The sequence below is a fragment of the Massilia sp. TWP1-3-3 genome, assembly GCF_049897805.1.
In the GTDB taxonomy this organism is placed as follows: Bacteria; Pseudomonadota; Gammaproteobacteria; order Burkholderiales; family Burkholderiaceae_D; genus Telluria_A.
Genome location: NZ_JAFCWX010000005.1, coordinates 54,209 through 74,024, shown reverse-complemented (window position 1 = coordinate 74,024; position 19,816 = coordinate 54,209). Strand labels below are relative to the sequence as shown.

14 protein-coding genes and 1 tRNA gene are annotated in these 19,816 nt (G+C 65.4%); all 15 read left to right on the top strand.

Going from position 1 to position 19,816, the window contains the following annotated elements; genetic code table 11:
- The first annotated feature begins 20 nt into the window (after positions 1-20).
- The 15 genes from ACP7D4_RS06385 (at position 21) to epsL (ending at position 19,813) form a co-directional block, all read left to right on the top strand.
- Positions 21-749, top strand: coding sequence for a response regulator transcription factor (locus tag ACP7D4_RS06385; protein ID WP_426100649.1), 729 nt, complete (start codon positions 21-23; stop codon positions 747-749).
- A 4-nt stretch (positions 750-753) separates the two neighbouring features.
- The gene (locus tag ACP7D4_RS06380; RefSeq protein ID WP_426208244.1) at positions 754-5,721 is read left to right on the top strand and encodes a two-component regulator propeller domain-containing protein; all 4,968 of its coding nucleotides are present in this window, start codon (positions 754-756) and stop codon (positions 5,719-5,721) included.
- 153 nt (positions 5,722-5,874) lie between these two features.
- Complete coding sequence (locus ACP7D4_RS06375; RefSeq protein WP_426208242.1) at positions 5,875-6,582, top strand: response regulator; 708 nt, start codon at positions 5,875-5,877, stop codon at positions 6,580-6,582.
- A gap of 154 nt (positions 6,583-6,736) precedes the next feature.
- Positions 6,737-8,365 (top strand): AMP-binding protein, encoded by a 1,629-nt coding sequence (locus ACP7D4_RS06370; protein ID WP_426208240.1) that lies wholly within the window; start codon positions 6,737-6,739, stop codon positions 8,363-8,365.
- Complete coding sequence (locus ACP7D4_RS06365; RefSeq protein ID WP_426208238.1) at positions 8,366-10,756, top strand: bifunctional salicylyl-CoA 5-hydroxylase/oxidoreductase; 2,391 nt, start codon at positions 8,366-8,368, stop codon at positions 10,754-10,756. It begins immediately after the preceding gene.
- A gap of 1 nt (position 10,757) precedes the next feature.
- Complete coding sequence (locus ACP7D4_RS06360; protein ID WP_426208237.1) at positions 10,758-11,270, top strand: MarR family winged helix-turn-helix transcriptional regulator; 513 nt, start codon at positions 10,758-10,760, stop codon at positions 11,268-11,270.
- A 9-nt stretch (positions 11,271-11,279) separates the two neighbouring features.
- Complete coding sequence (locus tag ACP7D4_RS06355; RefSeq protein ID WP_426208236.1) at positions 11,280-12,134, top strand: enoyl-CoA hydratase family protein; 855 nt, start codon at positions 11,280-11,282, stop codon at positions 12,132-12,134.
- Position 12,135: 1 nt separating this feature from the next.
- Positions 12,136-13,302 carry an acyl-CoA dehydrogenase family protein gene (locus ACP7D4_RS06350; RefSeq protein ID WP_426100663.1) on the top strand — a complete coding sequence of 389 codons (1,167 nt, stop codon included), beginning with the start codon at positions 12,136-12,138 and terminating at the stop codon, positions 13,300-13,302.
- A gap of 17 nt (positions 13,303-13,319) precedes the next feature.
- Entirely contained in the window at positions 13,320-13,715 is a 396-nt protein-coding gene (locus ACP7D4_RS06345; protein ID WP_426208235.1) for a RidA family protein, read from the top strand.
- A gap of 85 nt (positions 13,716-13,800) precedes the next feature.
- Positions 13,801-14,400: a hypothetical protein gene (locus ACP7D4_RS06340; protein ID WP_426208234.1), complete on the top strand. Its 600-nt coding sequence runs from the start codon at positions 13,801-13,803 to the stop codon at positions 14,398-14,400.
- Between the two features lie 120 nt (positions 14,401-14,520).
- Positions 14,521-15,453 (top strand): CHAD domain-containing protein, encoded by a 933-nt coding sequence (locus ACP7D4_RS06335; protein ID WP_426208233.1) that lies wholly within the window; start codon positions 14,521-14,523, stop codon positions 15,451-15,453.
- Positions 15,454-15,620: 167 nt separating this feature from the next.
- Positions 15,621-15,695, top strand: a tRNA-Arg gene (locus ACP7D4_RS06330).
- 148 nt (positions 15,696-15,843) lie between these two features.
- Entirely contained in the window at positions 15,844-17,742 is a 1,899-nt protein-coding gene (locus ACP7D4_RS06325) for an ATP-binding cassette domain-containing protein (protein ID WP_426208231.1), read from the top strand.
- A 46-nt stretch (positions 17,743-17,788) separates the two neighbouring features.
- Positions 17,789-18,505, top strand: coding sequence for a CAAX prenyl protease-related protein (locus ACP7D4_RS06320; protein WP_426100672.1), 717 nt, complete (start codon positions 17,789-17,791; stop codon positions 18,503-18,505).
- Between the two features lie 45 nt (positions 18,506-18,550).
- Positions 18,551-19,813 carry an XrtB/PEP-CTERM-associated polysaccharide biosynthesis outer membrane protein EpsL gene (gene epsL / locus ACP7D4_RS06315; RefSeq protein WP_426208230.1) on the top strand — a complete coding sequence of 421 codons (1,263 nt, stop codon included), beginning with the start codon at positions 18,551-18,553 and terminating at the stop codon, positions 19,811-19,813.
- Positions 19,814-19,816: the final 3 nt, after the last annotated feature.

Genomic DNA, 19,816 nt, shown 5'->3' with positions numbered 1-19,816 from the left:
AACATGAAAAAGGACATCGCATGAAAGCGCTGGTAGTGGACGACGATATTGTTTCGCGCATGGCCTTGATCGACCTGCTGTCGGTGTATGGCGTGTTCGACCTGGTCGAAGCCGAAGACGGCGAGGCCGCCTGGGCCCTGCTCGAGGCGGGCCTGCGCCCCGTCATCTGCTTTTGCGACGTGCGCATGCCGCGCATGTCCGGCATCGACCTGCTGCAGCGGATCAAAGCCGCGCCGGCACTGGCCGCGCTGCCTTTCGTGCTGGTGTCCTCGGCCTCGGACCGCGACACGGTGCTGCAGGCCGTGGCGCTGGGCGCGGTGGGCTACATCCTCAAGCCGCTGCACGCGCTTGAGGCGCGCGCCCACCTCGACAAAATTTTCAAGGTCACGCTCGACAAGCTGGCCGAAGACCCGCTCGTCACGGCCCAGCGCCTGCACATCGGCAGCGAGCGCCTGCTGGCCTACCTGGGCGCCTTCGGCGAGCAGCTCGACAGCGGGCGGCGCGACCTGGCCGCGCTGCTGGAGGCCGGCAATACGGACGACGCCAGGCTGCGCGTGGACGCTTTTTTGAACGGCTGCGCCACGCTCGGCCTGTGGCAGGCGGCGGCCACGCTCGACGTGGCGCGCCAGGGCGCCAACGACAGCGCCAGCCTGGACGCGGCCTTGTGCGCCGTGGCCGATGCCGTGCAGCGCCAGGCCAGGCGCGTGCGCGCCGCCGGCGCCACGCCGGCTAGACGCGCCGCGGCCTGACATTTTGACCTTGCCGACCCGCGCCTGCTCTCACGGTCCGATGTTGCGGCGCTTCGTCGCGCTGCCTACCGCCTTGTTCTCTGCCTTGTTCTCTGCGTTGTTCTGGCGCTTGTGCTGTCTGCTGTGCTGCGTGCTGGGCTTGCTGCCATTCTGGCTGCCGTCAGCCCAGGCCGCGCCCGGCGGCGCGCCGGCGCGCACGCTGCGCTTCGAGCACCTGTCGGTGGACCAGGGCCTGGCCCAGGAATCGGTGCTGGCCGTGGCCCAGGATGGCGACGGCTTCATGTGGTTCGGCAGCCAGGGCGGCCTGTCGCGCTTTGACGGCTACCGCGTCATCAACTACCGCAACGCCACCGGCGACGCGCGCAGCCTGGTCAACAACTGGGTGCGCGTGCTGCACATCGATCCCAAGGGCCGCATGTGGATCGGCACCGACGGCGGCCTGGACCTGTTCGACCCGGCCACGCGCAGCTTTCGCCACTACCGCCCGGGCGAGGCGCAGCGCAATGGCAACGGCAACCGGCGCATCCGCACCATCGTCGACGACGGCCACGGCGCCCTGTGGCTGGGCACGGGCGACGGCCTGCAGCACTTCGATCCGGCCAGCGGCGCTTTCCAGGCCTGGCACCACGACAGCGCCAATCCGGCCAGCCTGGCCGACGACCAGATCGGCGCGCTGGCGCTGGACCGCGCCGGCACGCTGTGGATCGGCACCAATGCGGGCCTGGACAGCCTGGCCGGGCGCGGCGCACCGTTTATCCACCATACCGCCGCCGGCGCCGATCCGAAGTTGACTGCCGTGGCGGCGCTGATGGCAGACCGCAGCAATACGCTGTGGATCGGCAGCCAGGGCGGCCTGGAAAGCTGGAAGCTGGGCCAACCTGGCGCGCCGCGCGTGGCGCTGGGCGCCGCGCACGGCTTGAAGGCGGGCGCCATCAGCGCCTTGTACCAGGATGCCGAAGGCGCCGTGTGGGTCGGCAGCTGTGTCGACGGCCTGTATCTGTGGGACGGCGCCGCGCGCCGCTTTGCCAACTACCGCCACGCGCCGGGCGACAACCGCAGCGTGGGCGACAACCAGGTGTCGGCCCTGTACCGCGATCGCGTCGGCACCTTTTGGGTCGGCACCTGGTACGCGGGCGTGAGCCGGGTCGACTTGAACAGCGGCGGCTTCGCGCGCATCGTGCGTCAGAGCGCCGCGCCGTATGCGCTGCTCGACAACAAGGCGCGCGCCATCCTCGACGCCGGCGACGGCAAGCTGTGGATCGGCAGTAACGATGGCTTGAGCCGGGTCGACCCGGTCAGCGGCGAGGCGCGCTTTTACCGGCACGACGCCGCCGACCCGAACACACTGGCAGGCCAAACCGCCAGCGCGCTCGCGCGCGATCGCCAGGGCGCGCTGTGGGTGGGCAGTACCACGGGCCTCACGCGCATCGACCCGAGCGGCGCCATGCAGCGCCACGTGCTGGCCAACGGCGACGCCGACAGCAATACCATCCGCGGCATGCTCACCGACCGCGCCGGCATGCTGTGGCTCACTTCGCGCGGCGGCCTGCACCGGCTCGACCCGGCCAGCGGCAAGGTACTGACTTACCGCCACGATGCGAGCGACAGCACCAGCTTGTCCGACAATATCGGTCGCCCGATCCTGGAGGACCGGCGCGGCCGGCTGTGGATCGGCACCTTCGACGGCCTCGAGCTGCTCGACCGCGCCAGCGGCAAGTTCCGCCACTTCAGGCACGATGCGCGCAATCCGGAAAGCCTTTCCCACGACGAGGTGCACTACCTGCTTGAAGACAGTGCAGGCACGCTGTGGGTGGGCACCGCGGGCGGCCTGAATCGCATGCGGATCGGCGCCGACGGCCAGGCGCGCTTCAAACGCTACACGGTGCAGGACGGCATGGCCGACGAAGGCGTGGCGGCCATGCTTGAAGACGGCGCGGGCAAGCTGTGGGTCAGCACCAACAGCGCCATTTCGCGCCTCGATGTCAAGAGCGGCCAGTGGCGCAACTACAGCGCCATCGACGGCACCATCGAAGGGGCGTACTTTGACGGCTCGGCGCTGCGCGCGCCCAACGGGGCCATGTACTTTGGCGGCTTCAATGGCGTGACGGCGTTTTTCCCGGATGCGATCCACGACAATGGCATGGCGCCGCGCGCCGTCATCACGGGCTTTCAGATCTTTAACAAGCCGGTCGAACAGGTCCACCCGCGCCTGTTGACGGCGCCCATCGAAAAAACCGGCGCGCTGACGCTGGCAGCGGCCGACTCGGTGTTTTCGTTCGAGTTCGTCGGCCTGCACTACGCCGCGCCCCAGCGCAACCGCTTCGCCTACCAACTGGTGGGCTTTGACGAAAACTGGGTCGTCACCGACGCGGCGCGCCGCTTCGCCACCTACACCAACCTGGACCCGGGACGCTATTCGTTCCGCGTCAAGGCGGCCAACAAGGACGGCGTGTGGAGCGCGGACGCAGCCACGCTGACGGTGACGATCCTGCCGCCGTGGTGGAAGACCTGGTGGCTGCGCATGGGCGCAGCGCTGTTGGTGCTGGGCAGCGCCTGGGGCGCCTACCGGGGCCGCCTGTCCGGCCTGCAGCGCCAGAAGGAGCGGCTCGAGCGCCAGGTGAGCGCGCGCACGCTCGAAATCGAGCAGCAGAACCGGCTGCTCGAAACCCAGAAGGGCGAACTTGAAACGCGCCGCAGCGACGCCGAAAGCGAGCGCTGCGAAGCGGACCTGCGCCGCTCCGAGGCCGAGCGCCAGAAGGCGGAAGTGGAGCGCCAGAAGGAAAACGTCGAGCAAGCGCACCGCAATATCTCGGTGCTGTCCGAAATCGGACGCGAGCTGACCGCCACGCTCGACATGGAAACCATCATGATGACGGTGTACCGCCATGTGCACCACCTGATGGACGCGCGCATTTTCGGTATCGGTTTTTTCGACGAGGCGGCCGGCCAGCTGACGTTTCCGTTCGCAATGGACCAGGGCGTGCGGCGCCCGCTCTACAGCCGCGCGCTGTCCGATCCGCTGCAATTGGCCGTGTGGTGCCTGGAACACCGGCGCGAAGTGTTCATCAACGACATCGCCACTGAGTGGCCGAATTATCTGGAGGCCCCGCCCAGCGCGCCGCCGCCGTCGGCGCTGCTCGACAACGCCCTGGGCTCGCTGCCGGTGTCCACCATGTACGTGCCGCTGATCGTCAAGCAGCGCGTGATGGGCGTGCTGTCGGTGCAAAGCGTGGAAAAGAACGCGTACCAGCAGGTGCACATGGACATGCTGCAAACGCTGGCCGCGCACGCCGCCGTGGCGCTCGACAATGCGCGCGCCTACCGCGAACTTGAAGAGACCCAGGCCCGGCTGGTCGAGCAGGAAAAGCAGGTGCGCGTGGCCAAGCTCAAGGCGGAGGATGCAACGCGCCAGAAGTCCGAATTTTTGGCCAACATGAGCCACGAAATGCGCACCCCGCTGGCTGGCGTGATCGGCATGCTGCGCTTTGCGCTCAAGGATGCGCACCTGCAGGACAATACGCGCGAACAGATCGCGCGCGGCCAGGCCAACGCCCAGTCGCTGCTGACCATCATCAATGACCTGCTCGACTTTTCCAAGATCGAGGCCGGCAAGCTGACGCTCGAGCACATCGATTTTGCGCTCAAGCCCATGCTCGACAACGTGGCCACCCTGTTCGAGGGCCAAGCCGCCGCGCGCAGCATCGATTTTGCCATCGAGCTCGATGCGCGCCTGCCGCCGTTCGTCAAGGGCGACCCGACCCGGCTGCGCCAGGTGCTGGTCAACCTGGTGGGCAACGCCTTCAAGTTCACCCATGCCGGCGCGGTGCGGGTGCGGGTCGAGCCTTTGCCCGGCGCGCCCGAACAGTCGCACCTGATCCGCTTGACGGTGCAAGACAGCGGCATCGGCATTGCGCCCGACGCTTTGAGCAGGTTGTTCCAGAAGTTCGAGCAGGCCGACAGCACCACCACGCGCCGCTACGGCGGCACCGGCCTGGGACTGGCGATCTGCCGCCAGCTGGTCGACCTGATGGACGGGCGGATCGAGGTCGACAGCACGCTCGGGCAGGGCAGCGCCTTCAGCGTGGTGCTGCCGCTGGCCGCCGGCGTGGCGCCGGCCAGCGCGCACGATGCGCCGCTCGCGCCGCACCCTTACCGCCTGCGCGTGCTGTGCGCCGAAGACTTCCCGACCAACCAGATCATCATCCGCATGATGCTCGAAGAACTCGGGCATGAAGTCGACATCGCCGACAATGGCGCGCTCGCCGTGGCCGCCTGCGCCGCCGTGCGCTACGACCTGATACTGATGGACGCCCGCATGCCGGAAATGGATGGCGCCACCGCCACGCGCCTGATCCGCGCCGGCGGGGTGCGCGGCGCCCCGGTGCAGGACAGCGCGCTGATGATCGTCGCGCTCACCGCCAACGCCAGCGAGGAAGACCGCGCGCGCTACCTTGACAGCGGCATGGACGACTTTTTGAGCAAACCCGTCGATGAAGCTGCGCTCCACTGCCAGCTCGGACGCGCCATCGCGCATCAGCTGGCGCGCGGCATTGCAATGGCGCCCATGGCCGCACCCGGCGCGCCGGCGCCAAGCACCAGTGAACTGGACACCATGTTCGGCGTGTTTACGGGCGGGCCGGCGCTGTCGATCGCGCCGCCGCACAATGCGGGGCGCCGCAGCAGCGACCTGAAAGCGCGCATGCGCGCCGCGTTCGTGGCCGACCTGCCTGGACGGCGCACCGACCTTGAGGCCGCCGTCGCCGCGCGCGACCAGTTCGAGGCGGGGCGCCTGCTGCACGGCATGCGCGGCAGCGCCGCCTACCTCGACGCGCGCGAACTGCACGCGCTGTGCGGCGAACTGGAAGCGGGCGCCGACGCGCGGCAGTGGGAGCAGGTCGAGGCGGGCCTGCCGCAGCTGCGCGTTCTGCTCGACCACTTTGCGGCCAGCGCCAACCACGCCAGCAGAGGGTAGGGCTGGTTATCGCACGTGCTTTTCAAGCTGCGCTCAAAACATGGCCTTGTTCAATTTGAGTTGTTCAATATTTAATGCTTAAATCGCCCATGAATTTGCTGTAATATTGATTGACTTGCCATACTACGAGCAGGCCTCACAATGGAGACAGGCATGAAAGTTCTGGTAGTCGACGACGACGTGGTCTCGCGCATGGTGCTCATGCACCTGATCGACGCGTGCGGCAAATTCGACATCCTCGAAGCCGAAGACGGCGAGGATGCCTGGCAGCAAATGGCAGACGGCCTGCGCCCCGCGATCTGTTTTTGCGACCTGCGCATGCCGCGCTTGTCTGGCATGGATCTGCTGGCCCGCGTCAAGTCCGACAGCGCGCTGGGCGCCATGCCGTTCGTGCTGGTCACCTCCGCCAACGACAGCGCCACGGTCGGCCAAGCCGAAGGCCTGGGCGTGGACGGCTACCTGGTCAAGCCGTTCCAGGGCGAGCAGGTCAAGACCTACATGGCGCCGTTTGCACCCGCGCCCACGCCCGGCGCCGAGACCGCGCAGGCCACCATGCAGCGCCTGGGCATCAACGGCGAACGCCTGCTGGTCTATCTGGGCGGCTTTCAGGCGCAGCTCACCAGTGCCAGCGGCGACATCGCCGCGCTGCTCGCGGGAGGCCAGTCGAGCCAGGCGCGCGTGCGTCTGGAGCGCCTGCACGCCGGTTGCCTGACGCTCGGCCTGGGCGAGGCGGCCGCCATCCTGCGCGGCTTTCCCGAAGGCACGCTCGACGACGAGCAGGTGCGCGACGCGCTGGGCGAGACAGTGCGCGCAGTGATGCACCAGAGCGAAGCGGTCAAGCGGCTGCAGCGCGCCGCCTGATCGCTGGGAGCTTGAAGCGCCGCGAGCCTGCCGAGCCTGCCGGGCCAGATGCGCCGCCACGTTTGCCGCCTGGTTTGCGATTTGTCTTGATCGGGCGATAGTTTAAGTCTAAAGTATCTGCTCGGATATTTGACTGAACCGCATCGGGGCGACCATGACACGCTTGACTGCACCAGTATTGAGCCCATCGGCCTACCAGGACACGTTCGCGCGCGAGCATCTGCCCCCGCCCGAGCAGTGGCCCGACTTCCATTTCGACCTGCCCGAGCTAGCCTATCCCGCGCGCCTGAACTGCGTGGCCGAACTGCTTGACGCGGCCGTGGCCAGAGGCTGGGGCGAGCGCATCGCCGTCATTGGCGCAAGCGAGCGCTGGACCTATGGCGAACTGCAGCGCCGGGTCGACGCGATTGCCCACGTGCTGCGGCGCGACCTGGGCCTGGTCAGCGGCAACCGCGTGCTGCTGCGCGGCGCCAACAACCCGATGATGGCCGCCTGCATCCTGGCCGTGCTCAAGGCGGGGCTGATCGCCGTGCCGACCATGCCGCTGCTGCGCGCGCGCGAACTGGAGGCCATCGCGGGCAAGGCGCGCATCGACGCGGTGCTCTGCTCGGCCAACCTGCGCGGCGAGATCGACGCTCTGGCTGGACCGGTTTCCCACATCGTCTACTTCAACGCGCCGGGCCAGCCGGATGCGCTGGAACTGCGCATGGCGCGCCACACAACGCCCTTTGCAGCGCTGGACACGGCCGCCGACGACGTTTGCCTGATCAGTTTTACGTCGGGCACCACGGGCGTGCCAAAAGGGACGATGCATTTTCATCGCGACGCACTGGCCATTTGCGACTGCTTCCCGCGCCACACGCTCGCCTCGCAGGCTGACGATATTTTTATCGGCACGCCGCCGCTGGCGTTCACCTTTGGCCTGGGCGGACTGCTGCTGTTTCCGCTGCGCGTAGGTGCGGCCGGCGTGCTGCTGGAAAAACTCACCCCTGACAGCTTGCTGGCCGCGATTGCCAGCTACCGCGCCACCGTCTGTTTTACCGCGCCCACTTTTTACCGCCAGATGGCGCCGCTGGCCGCCGGTTTTGATTTGTCCAGCCTGGCCAAGAGCGTGTCGGCCGGCGAAGCGCTGCCGCTGGCCACGCGCGACGCCTGGCAGGCGGCAACGGGCCTTTGCATGATCGACGGCATCGGCGCGACCGAACTGCTGCACATTTTCATTTCGGCCGCCGGCGACGACATCCGGCCCGGCGCCACCGGCAAGCCGGTGCCCGGCTACCAAGCCTGCATTATCGGCGCCGACGGGGCGTTGGCCGGCCCCGGCGTGATCGGGCGTCTGGCCGTCAAGGGCCCGACCGGCTGCCGCTACCTGGCCGACGCGCGCCAGCTGGACTATGTGCACGACGGCTGGAATCTGACCGGCGACGCCTATGAAATGGACGCCGACGGTTATTTTTACTACCGCTCGCGCACTGACGACATGATCATTTCGGCCGGCTACAACATCGCCGGCCCGGAGGTGGAAGACGTGCTGCTGCGCCATCCGGCGGTGCTCGAATGCGCCGTGGTGGGCCGCGCCGACGACGAACGCGGCCAGCTGGTCGAGGCCTACGTCATCGTCAAGCCGGGCGTGGCGGCCGACGCCGCACTGGTGCGCGATTTGCAGGATTACGTCAAGGCGCAGATTGCGCCCTACAAGTATCCGCGTGCGATCACCTTCATCGACAAGCTGCCGCGTACCGAAACGGGCAAGCTTCAACGCTTCAAACTGCGAGCCGCATAAATGAACATCGTCTGTATCGGCGGGGGACCCGCCGGCCTGTATTTCAGTCTGCTGATGAAAAAGCAGAACCCGTCGCATGACATCGTCGTCGTCGAGCGCAACCGCCCCTACGACACCTTTGGCTGGGGCGTGGTGTTTTCCGACCAGACGCTGGGCAACCTGTCGCTGGCCGATGAAGAATCGGCGCGCGCCATCTTGCAATCGTTCAACCACTGGGACGATATCGACATCTTCTTCAAGGATGAACGCATCACCTCGGGCGGGCATGGCTTTTGCGGCATCGGGCGCAAGCGCCTGCTCAATATCTTGCAGCGGCGCTGCGAAGAGCTGGGCGTGCAGCTGATCTTCGAATGCGATGTCGAGGACGACCAGCAGATCGCCGCCGCTTACCAGGCCGACCTGGTGATCGCCTCCGATGGCTTGAACAGCCGCATTCGCAAGCGCTATGCGGCCACTTTCCAGCCGCAGGTGGAAGCGCGCCGCTGCCGCTTTGTGTGGCTCGGCACGCGCAAGAAGTTCGACGCGTTCACGTTCGCCTTCAAGCAAACCGAGCATGGCTGGTTCCAGGCCCACATTTACCAGTACGACGCCGACACCTCGACCTTTATCGTTGAGACGCCCGAGGAAGTATGGCGCAACAGCGGCCTGGAACAGATGACGCAAGAAGAGGGGGTCGCGTTTTGCGAGCGCCTGTTCGCCGACCAGCTGGACGGCCATGGCTTGATGTCGAACGCCAGTCACCTGCGCGGTTCTGCCATGTGGATCACATTCCCGCGCGTGGCGTGCGCCCAGTGGGTACACTGGAACGGCGCCACGCCAGTGGTGCTGATGGGCGACGCGGCGCACTCGGCGCATTACTCGATTGGTTCGGGCACCAAGCTGGCGCTGGAAGACGCCATAGAACTGGCGCGCTGCTGTGGCAAGCACGCCACGGCGCGCGACGCGCTGGAGGCATACCAGGACGCGCGCGCGCTCGAAGTGCTCAAGCTGCAGGGCGCCGCGCGCAACTCGATGGAGTGGTTGGAAAACGTTGAACGCTACAGCGCGATGGAAGCGCCGCAGTTTGCCTACTCGATGCTTACCCGCAGCCAGCGCCTGTCGCACGAAAACCTGCGCCTGCGCGACGCTGCCTACGTGGCCGGTTTTGAGGAGTGGATTGCGCGGCGCGCCTGCGAACAGGCAGGCGTGGCGGCGCCGAGCCAGCGGCAGGGTCAAAGTCAAAGTCAAATGCTGCCGATGCTCACGCCCTTCCGCCTGCGCGCGGTCACGCTCAAGAACCGCATCGTGGTCTCGCCCATGGCGCAGTATTCGGCAGTCGATGGCGTGGCCGGCGACTACCACCTGGTGCACCTGGGCGCGCGCGCCATGGGCGGCGCGGGCCTGGTGTTCGCCGAGATGACGTGCGTGTCGGCCGACGCGCGCATCACGCCCGCCTGCCCGGGCATGTACACGCCTGAGCATACGGCTGCGTGGACGCGCATCGTCGACTTTGTGCATGCCAATACCAGCGCCAAAATCGCGATCCAGCTCGGTCACGCGGGCGCGAAGGGATCGACCCGCGTGATGTGGGAAGGGATCGACCAGCCGCTCGCCGACGGCAACTGGCCGCTGGTGTCGGCGTCCAGCCAGCAGTACCTGGAAGGCGTGTCGCAAGTCTCGCGCGCCGCCACCGAGGAAGACATGGCGCGCATCGAGGCCGATTTCGTGCGCGCGACGCGCGCCGCTTCGCAAGCCGGGTTTGACTGGATCGAGCTGCACTGCGCGCACGGCTATCTGCTGTCCTCGTTCATTTCGCCACTGACCAACTACCGGCAGGACGCCTACGGCGGCAGCCTGGAAAACCGCTGCCGCTATCCGCTGCGGGTGTTTCGCGCCATGCGCGCGGCCTGGCCGGCGGACAAGCCGATCAGCGTGCGCATTTCGGCCCATGACTGGGTCGAAGGCGGCATCACGCCCGACGACGCGGTGCAGATCGCGCGCCTGTTCAAGGACGCCGGCGCCGACCTGATCGACTGCTCGTCGGGACAGGTGAGCAAGCAGGAGAAGCCGGTCTACGGGCGCATGTTCCAGACGCCGTTCGCCGACCGCGTGCGCAACGAAGCGGGCATTGCCACAATGGCGGTAGGCGCGATCTTCGAGGCGGACCACGCCAACAGCATCATCGCGGCCGGGCGCGCGGACCTGTGCGCGGTCGGTCGTCCGCACCTGGCCAACCCGGCGTGGACGCTGACCGAGACGGCCAGGATCGGCTTTGCGGCGGTGGAGTGGCCCAAGCAGTACCGGCCCGCCAAGCTGCAGCTCGAACGCAACCTGGAGCGCGAGCGGCAGCTGGCCGCCGCCGGCGCCGGCCTCACGCCGCAGCAGGTGGCGGCCAAACTCCTGGAGAGCTGACATGGGCGAAATGGAAAACGGCAATCAGGAGGCGGCGCTGGACCTTGCCAGCCGCCTCACGCAAGACCATCACCAGTCGCTTAAACTGTGGCTGCGCATGCTCTCGTGCACGGTGCGTATCGAGAACGAGATCCGCAGCCGCATGCGCGCCACGTTCGACATCACGCTGCCGCGCTTTGACCTGATGGCGCAGCTCGAACGCCATCCGGACGGCTTGCGCATGGGCGAGCTGTCCAAGCGCATGATGGTCACCGGCGGGAACATCACCGGCATCACCGACCAGCTGGAGCAGGAAAAGCTGGTCGCGCGCGTGCCGGATGCGAAGGACCGGCGCGTCTACACCGTCAAGCTGACCGACGCCGGGCGGCTCACCTTTGCCCAGATGGCGGTGGTGCACGAAGGCTGGATCGCCGAGATGCTGCACGCGATTTCGCCCGAAGACAAGGGACGATTGATCCACCTGCTGTCGCACATGAAGCAGCACCTGAACACGTCGGACGACAAGAAAGATTAAGGACTCACCATGCGCTATCTTCCAGGCCAGGCGCAGCAGCTGCCGGGCAACCGCAACGCGCTGGCCAACTACCAGGCCACGCACTTTCGCTTTGACGTCGACCAGGGCGTGGCGACCGTCACCTTGAACCGCCCCGAGCGCAAGAACCCGCTGACGTTCGACTCCTACGCCGAACTGCGCGACCTGTTTCGCGCGCTGGCGTATGCCGACGATGTGAAGGCGCTCGTGATCACGGGCGCCGGCGAAAATTTTTGTTCGGGTGGCGACGTGCACGACATTATCGGCCCGCTCACGCAGCTCGACATGCCGGGCCTGTTGGCCTTTACCCGCATGACGGGCGACCTGGTCAAAGCGATGCGCGCCTGCCCGCAGATCGTGATCGCCGCCGTTGACGGCATTTGCGCCGGCGCCGGGGCGATCCTGGCGCTGGCGTCGGACCTGCGCCTTGGCACGGCGCGCAGCAAGACCGCCTTTTTGTTTGCGCGCGTGGGCTTGGCCGGCTGCGACATGGGCGCCTGCGCGCTGCTGCCGCGCGTGATCGGGCAGGGCCGGGCCGCCGAACTGCTGTACACCGGGCGTTCGATGTCGGGCACGGAGGCGGAGCGCTGGGGGTTTTTCAACAGCATCAGCGAGCCCGAAACGCTGCTCGCGCAGGCGCAGGCAATGGCGCGCGCGCTGGCCGACGGCCCCACTTTTGCGCACGGCATGACCAAAAAAATGCTGCAGCAGGAGTGGAATATGGGCGTGGATGAAGCGATCGAAGCCGAAGCGCAGGCGCAGGCAATCTGCATGGCGACCAACGACTTTCATCGCGCCTACCACGCCTTTGTAGCCAAACAAACACCGCAATTTGAAGGCGACTGACATGGCAGACAAAACCTATCTGGACTGGCCGTTTTTCGCGCCGGCCCATGGCGAACTGGAAAAATCGCTCGACGCCTGGGCCTTGCAACACGTGGCCGGCGCGCACGGGCTTGATGTCGATGCAGATTGCCGCAAGCTGGTGCGCCAGCTGGGCGACGCCGGCTGGCTGCATTTCGCCGTGGGCAAGGACAGCGGCGCCATCGATACGCGCGCCATTTGCCTGATTCGCGAGACGCTGGCGCGCCACAATGGCCTGGCGGACTTCGCCTTTGCAATGCAAGGTCTGGGCTCCGGCGCCATTTCGCTGTTCGGCAGCGCTGCCAACAAGGAGCGCTACCTGGCCCGCGTGGGGCGCGGCGAAGCGATTGCGGCGTTCGCGCTGTCGGAACCGCAGGCTGGCTCGGACGTGGCGGCGATGCAGTGCGCCGCGGTGCGCGATGGCGACAGCTATGTGCTGAATGGCGAAAAAACCTGGATCTCGAATGGCGGCATCGCCGACTTTTACGTGGTGTTTGCCCGCACGGGCGAAGCGCCCGGCGCGCGCGGCATCAGCGCCTTGATAGTCGACGCCGATACGCCGGGCCTGGAAATCGCCGAGCGCATCCACGTCATCGCGCCGCATCCGCTGGCGCGCCTGGTGTTTCGCAATTGCCGCGTGGCGGCCAGTGCACGCCTGGGCGAGGGCGGGCAAGGCTTCAAGGTGGCGATGGCAACGCTGGACCTGTTTCGCACCTCGGTTGCCGCCGCTGCCCTGGGCTTTGCGCGGCGCGCGTTTGACGAAGCGATCGCCCACGCCGCCACGCGCAAGATGTTCGGCCAGACGCTGGCCGACTTCCAGCTGACGCAGGCCAAGCTGGCCGAGATGGCAACCGGGATCGACGCTTGCGCGCTGCTGACCTACCGCGCCGCCTGGCAGCGCGACCAGGGCCGCAAGGTGACCAAGGAAGCGGCGATGGCCAAGATGACGGCGACCGAAACGGCGCAAAAGGTGATCGATGCGGCGGTGCAAATGTTTGGCGGCTTGGGCGTGGTGAGCGAGCACCCCGTGGAGCGGCTGTACCGCGAGATTCGCGCCTTGCGCATTTATGAAGGCGCGACCGAAGTGCAACAGCTGATCATCGCGCGCGAACTGCTGCGCGACGCGGCCACTGAACAGCAGATCGGCTAGACAACAAAGGGTTTGACATGGACTTTCTTCAACCTCCCGGGTGGGCCCGCGCCCGCGGCTATTCAAACGGCATAGCGGCCAGCGGGCGCAGCGTGCATGTGAGCGGGATGATCGGCTGGGATGGCCAATGCGCGTTTCATACCGACGACTTTGCGGGACAAGTGCGCCAGGCGCTGCAAAATGCCGTCGATGTGCTGGCCGAGGCGGGTGCCAAGCCGGAGCATATCGTGCGCATGACGTGGTACGTGCTCGACAAGAAGGAATACCTGGCCGCGCACAAGGAAGTGGGGCAGGCGTATCGCGACGTGATCGGGCGCCATTTTCCGGCCATGACGGCGGTGCAGGTGGCCGGGCTGATCGAAGACCGGGCGCGGGTGGAGATCGAGGTGACGGCGGTGATTCCTGAGCCGTAGGGCCAACACTGTCTGTCTGCACATACAAAAAATTACATTTTGTCATGATTTTGCATGAGGATGGCACGCCACTATTGCGGCGCGCATGTGCAACAATCATCCTGTTACCAGAGACACTCGGAGCGCCATCTTGAATTTCGACAAACCCGTTGCCAATCCGTATGCCCCACCACAGTCCGCACTGAACAGTTCGGGAACTGAATGCTTTCGAGATGGCAAATTGCTGGTGGTGCCGGCGGGCCAAGGCTTGCCTGAGCGCTGCGTGAAATGCAATGCGCCGGCGACCATGGACAAGCCGCGCACCTACAGTTGGCACAGTCCGGGCTGGTATATTCTGCTGTTTGTCGCGCTGCTGTTTGTCGCGCTGCTGTTTTACATCATTGCCCACCTGATCGTACGCAAGCAAGTCAAACTCGCCATCGGCCTGTGTGGCGCGCATCGTCAGCGCCGCCGCGCCTTCAATCTGACCGCTCTTGGGCTGCTTGTGTTCGGCGGCCTGTGCATCGTTGGCGCCATGGGGTATTCCTACGAACCACTGGGCTGGACTGCACTGCCGGTGTTGCTGGTCTCGGGATTGATCGCGCTATATGCCAACAATATCCTGGCGCCGCCGTTCATTGATGACACGCCGGCCCGCTTGCGCGGTTGTGGTCCCGCGTTTCTGGACAGCCTGCCTGATCGCTGATCGCTGATCGCTGATCGCTGATCGAAGGTGCCGGGACGCTCACTGCTTGAACATACAATGAGGTAACGAAACCACCTCGTATGGTAATCACGCTCACAATGGCAGTGAGGAGGAACTCACATGGACGCCGCTGTTCAATTTCCCACGACACCCAAAGCAGCCAAGGCTGCTGCTTTGCACCTCAGCAAGCGCATGAGCCTGGAGCAATCCTTCGAGGCGATCATGCGCAACGGTATCGAACAGATACTGGAAAACGAAGTCGGCGTTACGCGTTTCCATGACATGGAAAGCTTGCACCAGATGCGCGTGGGAGTGCGCCGCTTGCGCGCCGCGCTGGCGATGTTCGATGAGGTGTTGCGCTCGCCCGAGGAGATCGCGCTGGAACTGGTGTGGCTGATGGACCAGCTCGGACCGGCGCGCGACTGGGACGTGCTGCTGACCGAAACGCTGCCGCAGGTCGAGGATGCATTGCCGGGCAACCCTGCGCTGGCCGGCGTCAGGGATGCCGTGCAACAGGCACGCCTGGCGTCGCACGAACAGGTGGCCCGGGAAGTTTCCTCACTGCGATTTAAAAGGCTGGTCAAGCACCTGGAACAGTGGGTGGACCAACGCGGCTGGCGCGATGGTCTATCGCCCAAAGGCAAGACCCGGCTGAAGATGCACGCTGTCGATTTCGCCGATACCGTGCTGGCAGCGGAGCAGCAGCGTCTGCTCAAGCGTGGAAGCAAGCTCAAGGGCGCTACGCCGGAGCAGCGGCACCGCGTGCGCATCGCGGCCAAGCGCGCGCGCTATGCCGCTGAATTTTTTGCGTCGGTGTATCCCGCCAGGCGCGTGCGCCCGTATCTTGGGGCAATGGCCGGCTTGCAGCGCCAACTCGGTTTGCTCAACGATGGGGCGGTAGCGCGTAAGCTGGTCTGCAAACTGTGCGCCGGCAACGATGGCTTGCGGGAAGGGGGCGCGCTGGTGTGCGGTTACCTTGCTTGCGGCGAACAGCGCGGTGGGCAGCAGCTAGGCCGCTGGTGGAAGCGGCATGCGCCTGTTGCGCCGTTTTGATCGCGCTTACCGTTGTGTGAGCATTGTCGCGCCCCTTAACGCCAATGGAACGGTTTCTTGGCGACTAGCGCCACGACGAAGGAGGGCCGCGCAACCGGCCGCGTACAACAATGCCCTTGTTGAGCTTTCGGCACGCCTGCCTACCCTGTATAATTCGCCGCTGGTGTGTCGCCATCGCACAATGGATAGTGCAATCCCCTCCTAAGGGATAGATGCAGGTTCGATTCCTGCTGGCGATACCACCACTTGCCGCCCTGCGTGTCGGTCGCTTGTCGGTCGCTTGTCGGTAAATTGGCACCCAGATGGGTGCTGTAGCGCATCTATCTGTACAATACTGCGTTCTTTCCTCAATTTGGCCGCCAGTTCCGGGCCGCGCACTCTGAAATCACTATGGCTGTCATCTCCCTATCGTCGGCGCAACTCGCGTTCGGCCACGTCGCGCTGCTCGATCATGCAGAATTTTCCCTTGAAACCACGGAGCGCGTCGGCCTGATCGGGCGCAACGGCACCGGCAAGTCATCGCTGTTGAAAGTCATTTCGGGCAAGTTCAAGCTCGACGATGGCTTGCTGGTCCAGCAACAGGGCCTGAAAATCGCCTACGTCGAGCAGGAACCGAGCTTCGACCCGGCCACCTCCGTGTTCGACGCGGTTGCCGCCGGCATGGGCGAGCAAGCTGCCATGCTGGCCGAGTACGAGCAACTGACCGGCCAGTTCGGGCAGGGCGACGACGACGCGCTGATGGACCGCATGCACGACTTGCAAGTCAAGCTCGACGCCTGCGACGGCTGGAGCATGCAAAACAAGGTCGATACCACGCTTGACCGGCTGAGCCTATCGGGCGACATGCTGATGGGTACGCTTTCGGGCGGTATGCAAAAGCGCGTGGCGCTGGCCGTGGCGCTGGTGTCGGCGCCCGACGTGCTGCTGCTCGACGAGCCGACCAACCACCTCGACTTCCGCTCGATCATGTGGCTGGAAAGCTTGCTGCGCGACTTCAAGGGCTCGGTCCTGTTCATTACCCACGATCGCTCGTTCCTCGACAACGTGGCGACCCGCATCATTGAACTCGATCGCGGCAAGCTGCTGTCATATCCGGGCAACTTTACCGCCTACCAGACGCGCAAGAGCGAACAGCTGGAAATTGAAGAAGTGGAAGCGGCCAAGTTCGACAAGGTGCTCGCGCAAGAAGAAATCTGGATCCGCAAGGGCGTCAAGGCACGCCGCGTGCGCGACGAAGGGCGCGTGCGCCGTCTCGAAGCGCTGCGCCTGCAGCGCGCCGCGCGCCGCGACCAGCAAGGCCAGGTCAAGCTGGAAGTGACATCGGGCGAGCGCTCGGGCAAGATCGTGGCGGACCTCGAGGGCGTAAGCAAGAGCTACGGCGCAAAAGTCATCGTCAAGGACTTCAGCGCCACCATCCTGCGCGGCGACAAGATCGGGCTAATTGGCGCAAATGGCGCCGGCAAGACCACCTTGCTGAAAATGATCCTGGGCGAAGAAACCGCCGACAGTGGCAAGGTCAAGCTGGGCACCAAGCTGCAGGTCGCGTATTTCGACCAGATGCGCGCTCAGCTCGACGAGAACGCCACGCTGATGGACACCATCGCGCCGGGCAGCGACTGGGTCGAAATCAATGGCGCCAAAAAGCACGTGATGAGTTACCTGAACGACTTCTTGTTCGCGCCGGAACGCGCGCGCTCGCCAGTCAAGTCGCTCTCGGGCGGCGAACGCAACCGCCTGCTGCTGGCGCGCCTGTTCGCCAAGCCGGCCAACTGCCTGGTGCTTGACGAGCCGACCAACGACTTGGACATCGACACCCTCGAATTGCTGGAGGAATTGCTGGAAGACTATACCGGCACCGTATTCCTGGTCAGCCACGACCGTACCTTCCTCGACAACGTGGTGACCCAGGTCATCGCGGCCGAAGGCGATGGGTTTTGGCGCGAATACGTGGGCGGTTACAGCGACTGGGAACGCGTCAAGGCGCTGGCCCCGGCCACGCCCAAGCCGGCCGCCAAGGCTGCCGCCGCCGCCGCCGCCGCGCAAACGCCGGTTGCCAAAAAAGTCAAGTTGAGCTACAAGGAACAGCGCGAGCTCGACGAGCTGCCGCTGTTGATCGCCAGCCTCGAGGACGAGCAGTCGGCCATCACGGCCCAGCTCAATGCGCCGGATTTCTACAAGACCAATCCGGCCGACGCCAAGCGCATGAATACCCGTTTCGAGCAGATCGACCAGTTGCTGGTGGACGCGCTTGAAAAATGGGAATTGATCGAGGCGCGCGCCAAGGGCTGATAGCAAGGGTGAGATTCACGGGCCGCGTGCCTGGAAATGGAACAGTATGTCCGACAACGACAGGCAATCCCCACTCCAGGCGAGCACCGCCAACGCGCCCATGCTCAGCCACGCGGCATGGGTGCGCATCCTTCCTTTCCTGGCCTACATGGCCTTCATCGTCGTCGCCGACTTGCGCGAGCGGCTAGGCGTGTCCGCGTCTGCTTTGCGCTGGCTCTATCCCGTCAAGATCTTTACCGTTGTCGTGACCCTGGTCATATGCTGGCGATACTACACGGAACTCCACAGCATCCGGCTCACTCCTATAGGGGCTGGTATCGCTGTGCTGGTCGGCCTGGCCGTTTTTGCACTGTGGATCAGCCTGAGCAGCGGCTGGATGCTGATCGGTTCCCCGGCAGGTTTCGACCCCCGTACCAACGGCCAGGTCGACTGGTTGCTGGTGGGGCTGCGCATTGCGGGCGCGGCGCTGGTGGTGCCTGTAATGGAAGAGCTGTTCTGGCGCTCGTTCCTGCTGCGTTGGCTCGACAACAGCAATTTTGAATCCGTTGATCCAGCCAAGGTCAGGCTCTCGAGCGTGGCCATCGCCGCAGTGCTGTTCGGCTTCGAGCATAACCTCTGGCTGGCGGGCATTGTTGCAGGCGCCGCTTACAGCGTGCTGTACATGCGAGCGCGATCGCTGTGGCCGGCCATTGTTGCGCATGGCGTGACCAACGGCATCCTCGGCCTGTGGATCGTGCGTACTGCTCAATGGACATTTTGGTAATGATTGCCGTGCTAACAGAACGACCAAACACCAAGACAAACGACGATGGCAACCATTTCGCGTCTTCATCCTGGCCCCGGGCCGGCGTTTGCACCCGGCCTTGCGCCGCTGGTGCTACCTCTTCTGCTACTGGCCTTCGCCGGTGGCGCGGCGGCCCAGCAGCGCCCTGAAACTCCGCCCGGCCCCCTGGGCGGCTTTCACCTGGTTGCCAGCGCCGGCGCCTTCCACGACGACAACCTGTTTCGCATCCCCGGCGACCGGCCCGCCTTCGACAACCAGCGCAGCGACTGGGCGCGCTACCTGATCGGTGGACTGTTGTTCGACAAGGCCTACGGTCGCCAGAAGGTCTACCTGCAAGGCAAGGTGTCGAGCGTCAAGTTCGATCACTTCAAGCAGATCGACTACAACGGCAAGGACATGCTCGGCCTGCTCGACTGGCAGCTCGGCAACCGGCTTGAAGGCAGCCTGGGTGCCAGTTACGCCGAAACGCTGGCGCCGTACACCGATATCCGCACGCGCGAGCGCAACCTGCGCGAGCACCGGCGCGGCCATGCCGACGGCGCTTGGCGCATGCATCCGCAGTGGCGCCTGCGCGTGGCCGCCGCGCGCGACAAGTACAGCTATCAAATTCCCATCCAGCAAGTGAACGACCGCACTGAAGACGCGCTGGAGGCAGGTCTTGACTTTACGCCCCGCAGCGGGAGCACGGCCGGCGTGGTGGTGCGCCGCGTCAAGGGACGCTATCCGAATCCACGCAGCATCAGTGGCATGCTGGTCAACGACGACTTCACCCAGGACGAGCTTAAAGCAAAGGTCCATTGGAACGTCACCGGTGCAAGCAGCGTCAATGTGCTGGCCGGCTACGCCAGGCGCCGCCACGAGCTGCTTGGCCAGCGCGACGCCAAGGGCTTTAACGGCCGCGTCACGGCCAGCCTCAATCCGCGCCAGAAACTGCGCCTGAACGCGGCGGCCTGGCGCGAGTTCGCCGCCGTCGAAAGCGACCTGGTCAGCTACAGCCTGAATCGCGGCGCCAGCGCCGGGGCCAGCTGGGATGCAAGCGCCAAAGTGCGGGTGGACGCCTCGCTGTCGAGCGAGCGGCGGCGCTATCAAGGGGGCTTTCTGTCGGCGCTGCAGGGCCAGGCCCGCGACCGGCTGCGCAATGCGGCGCTCGGCGTCACCTGGTCGCCCCGCAGCACCTTGCAACTGAACGCCAACTATGCGCACCAGCGCCGCAGCGGCGCCGTCTTCCTGGGAAACGGCAGTTTCAAGGCCAACACGTTTTCTGTGAGTGCCAGCGCCCAGTTTTGAACG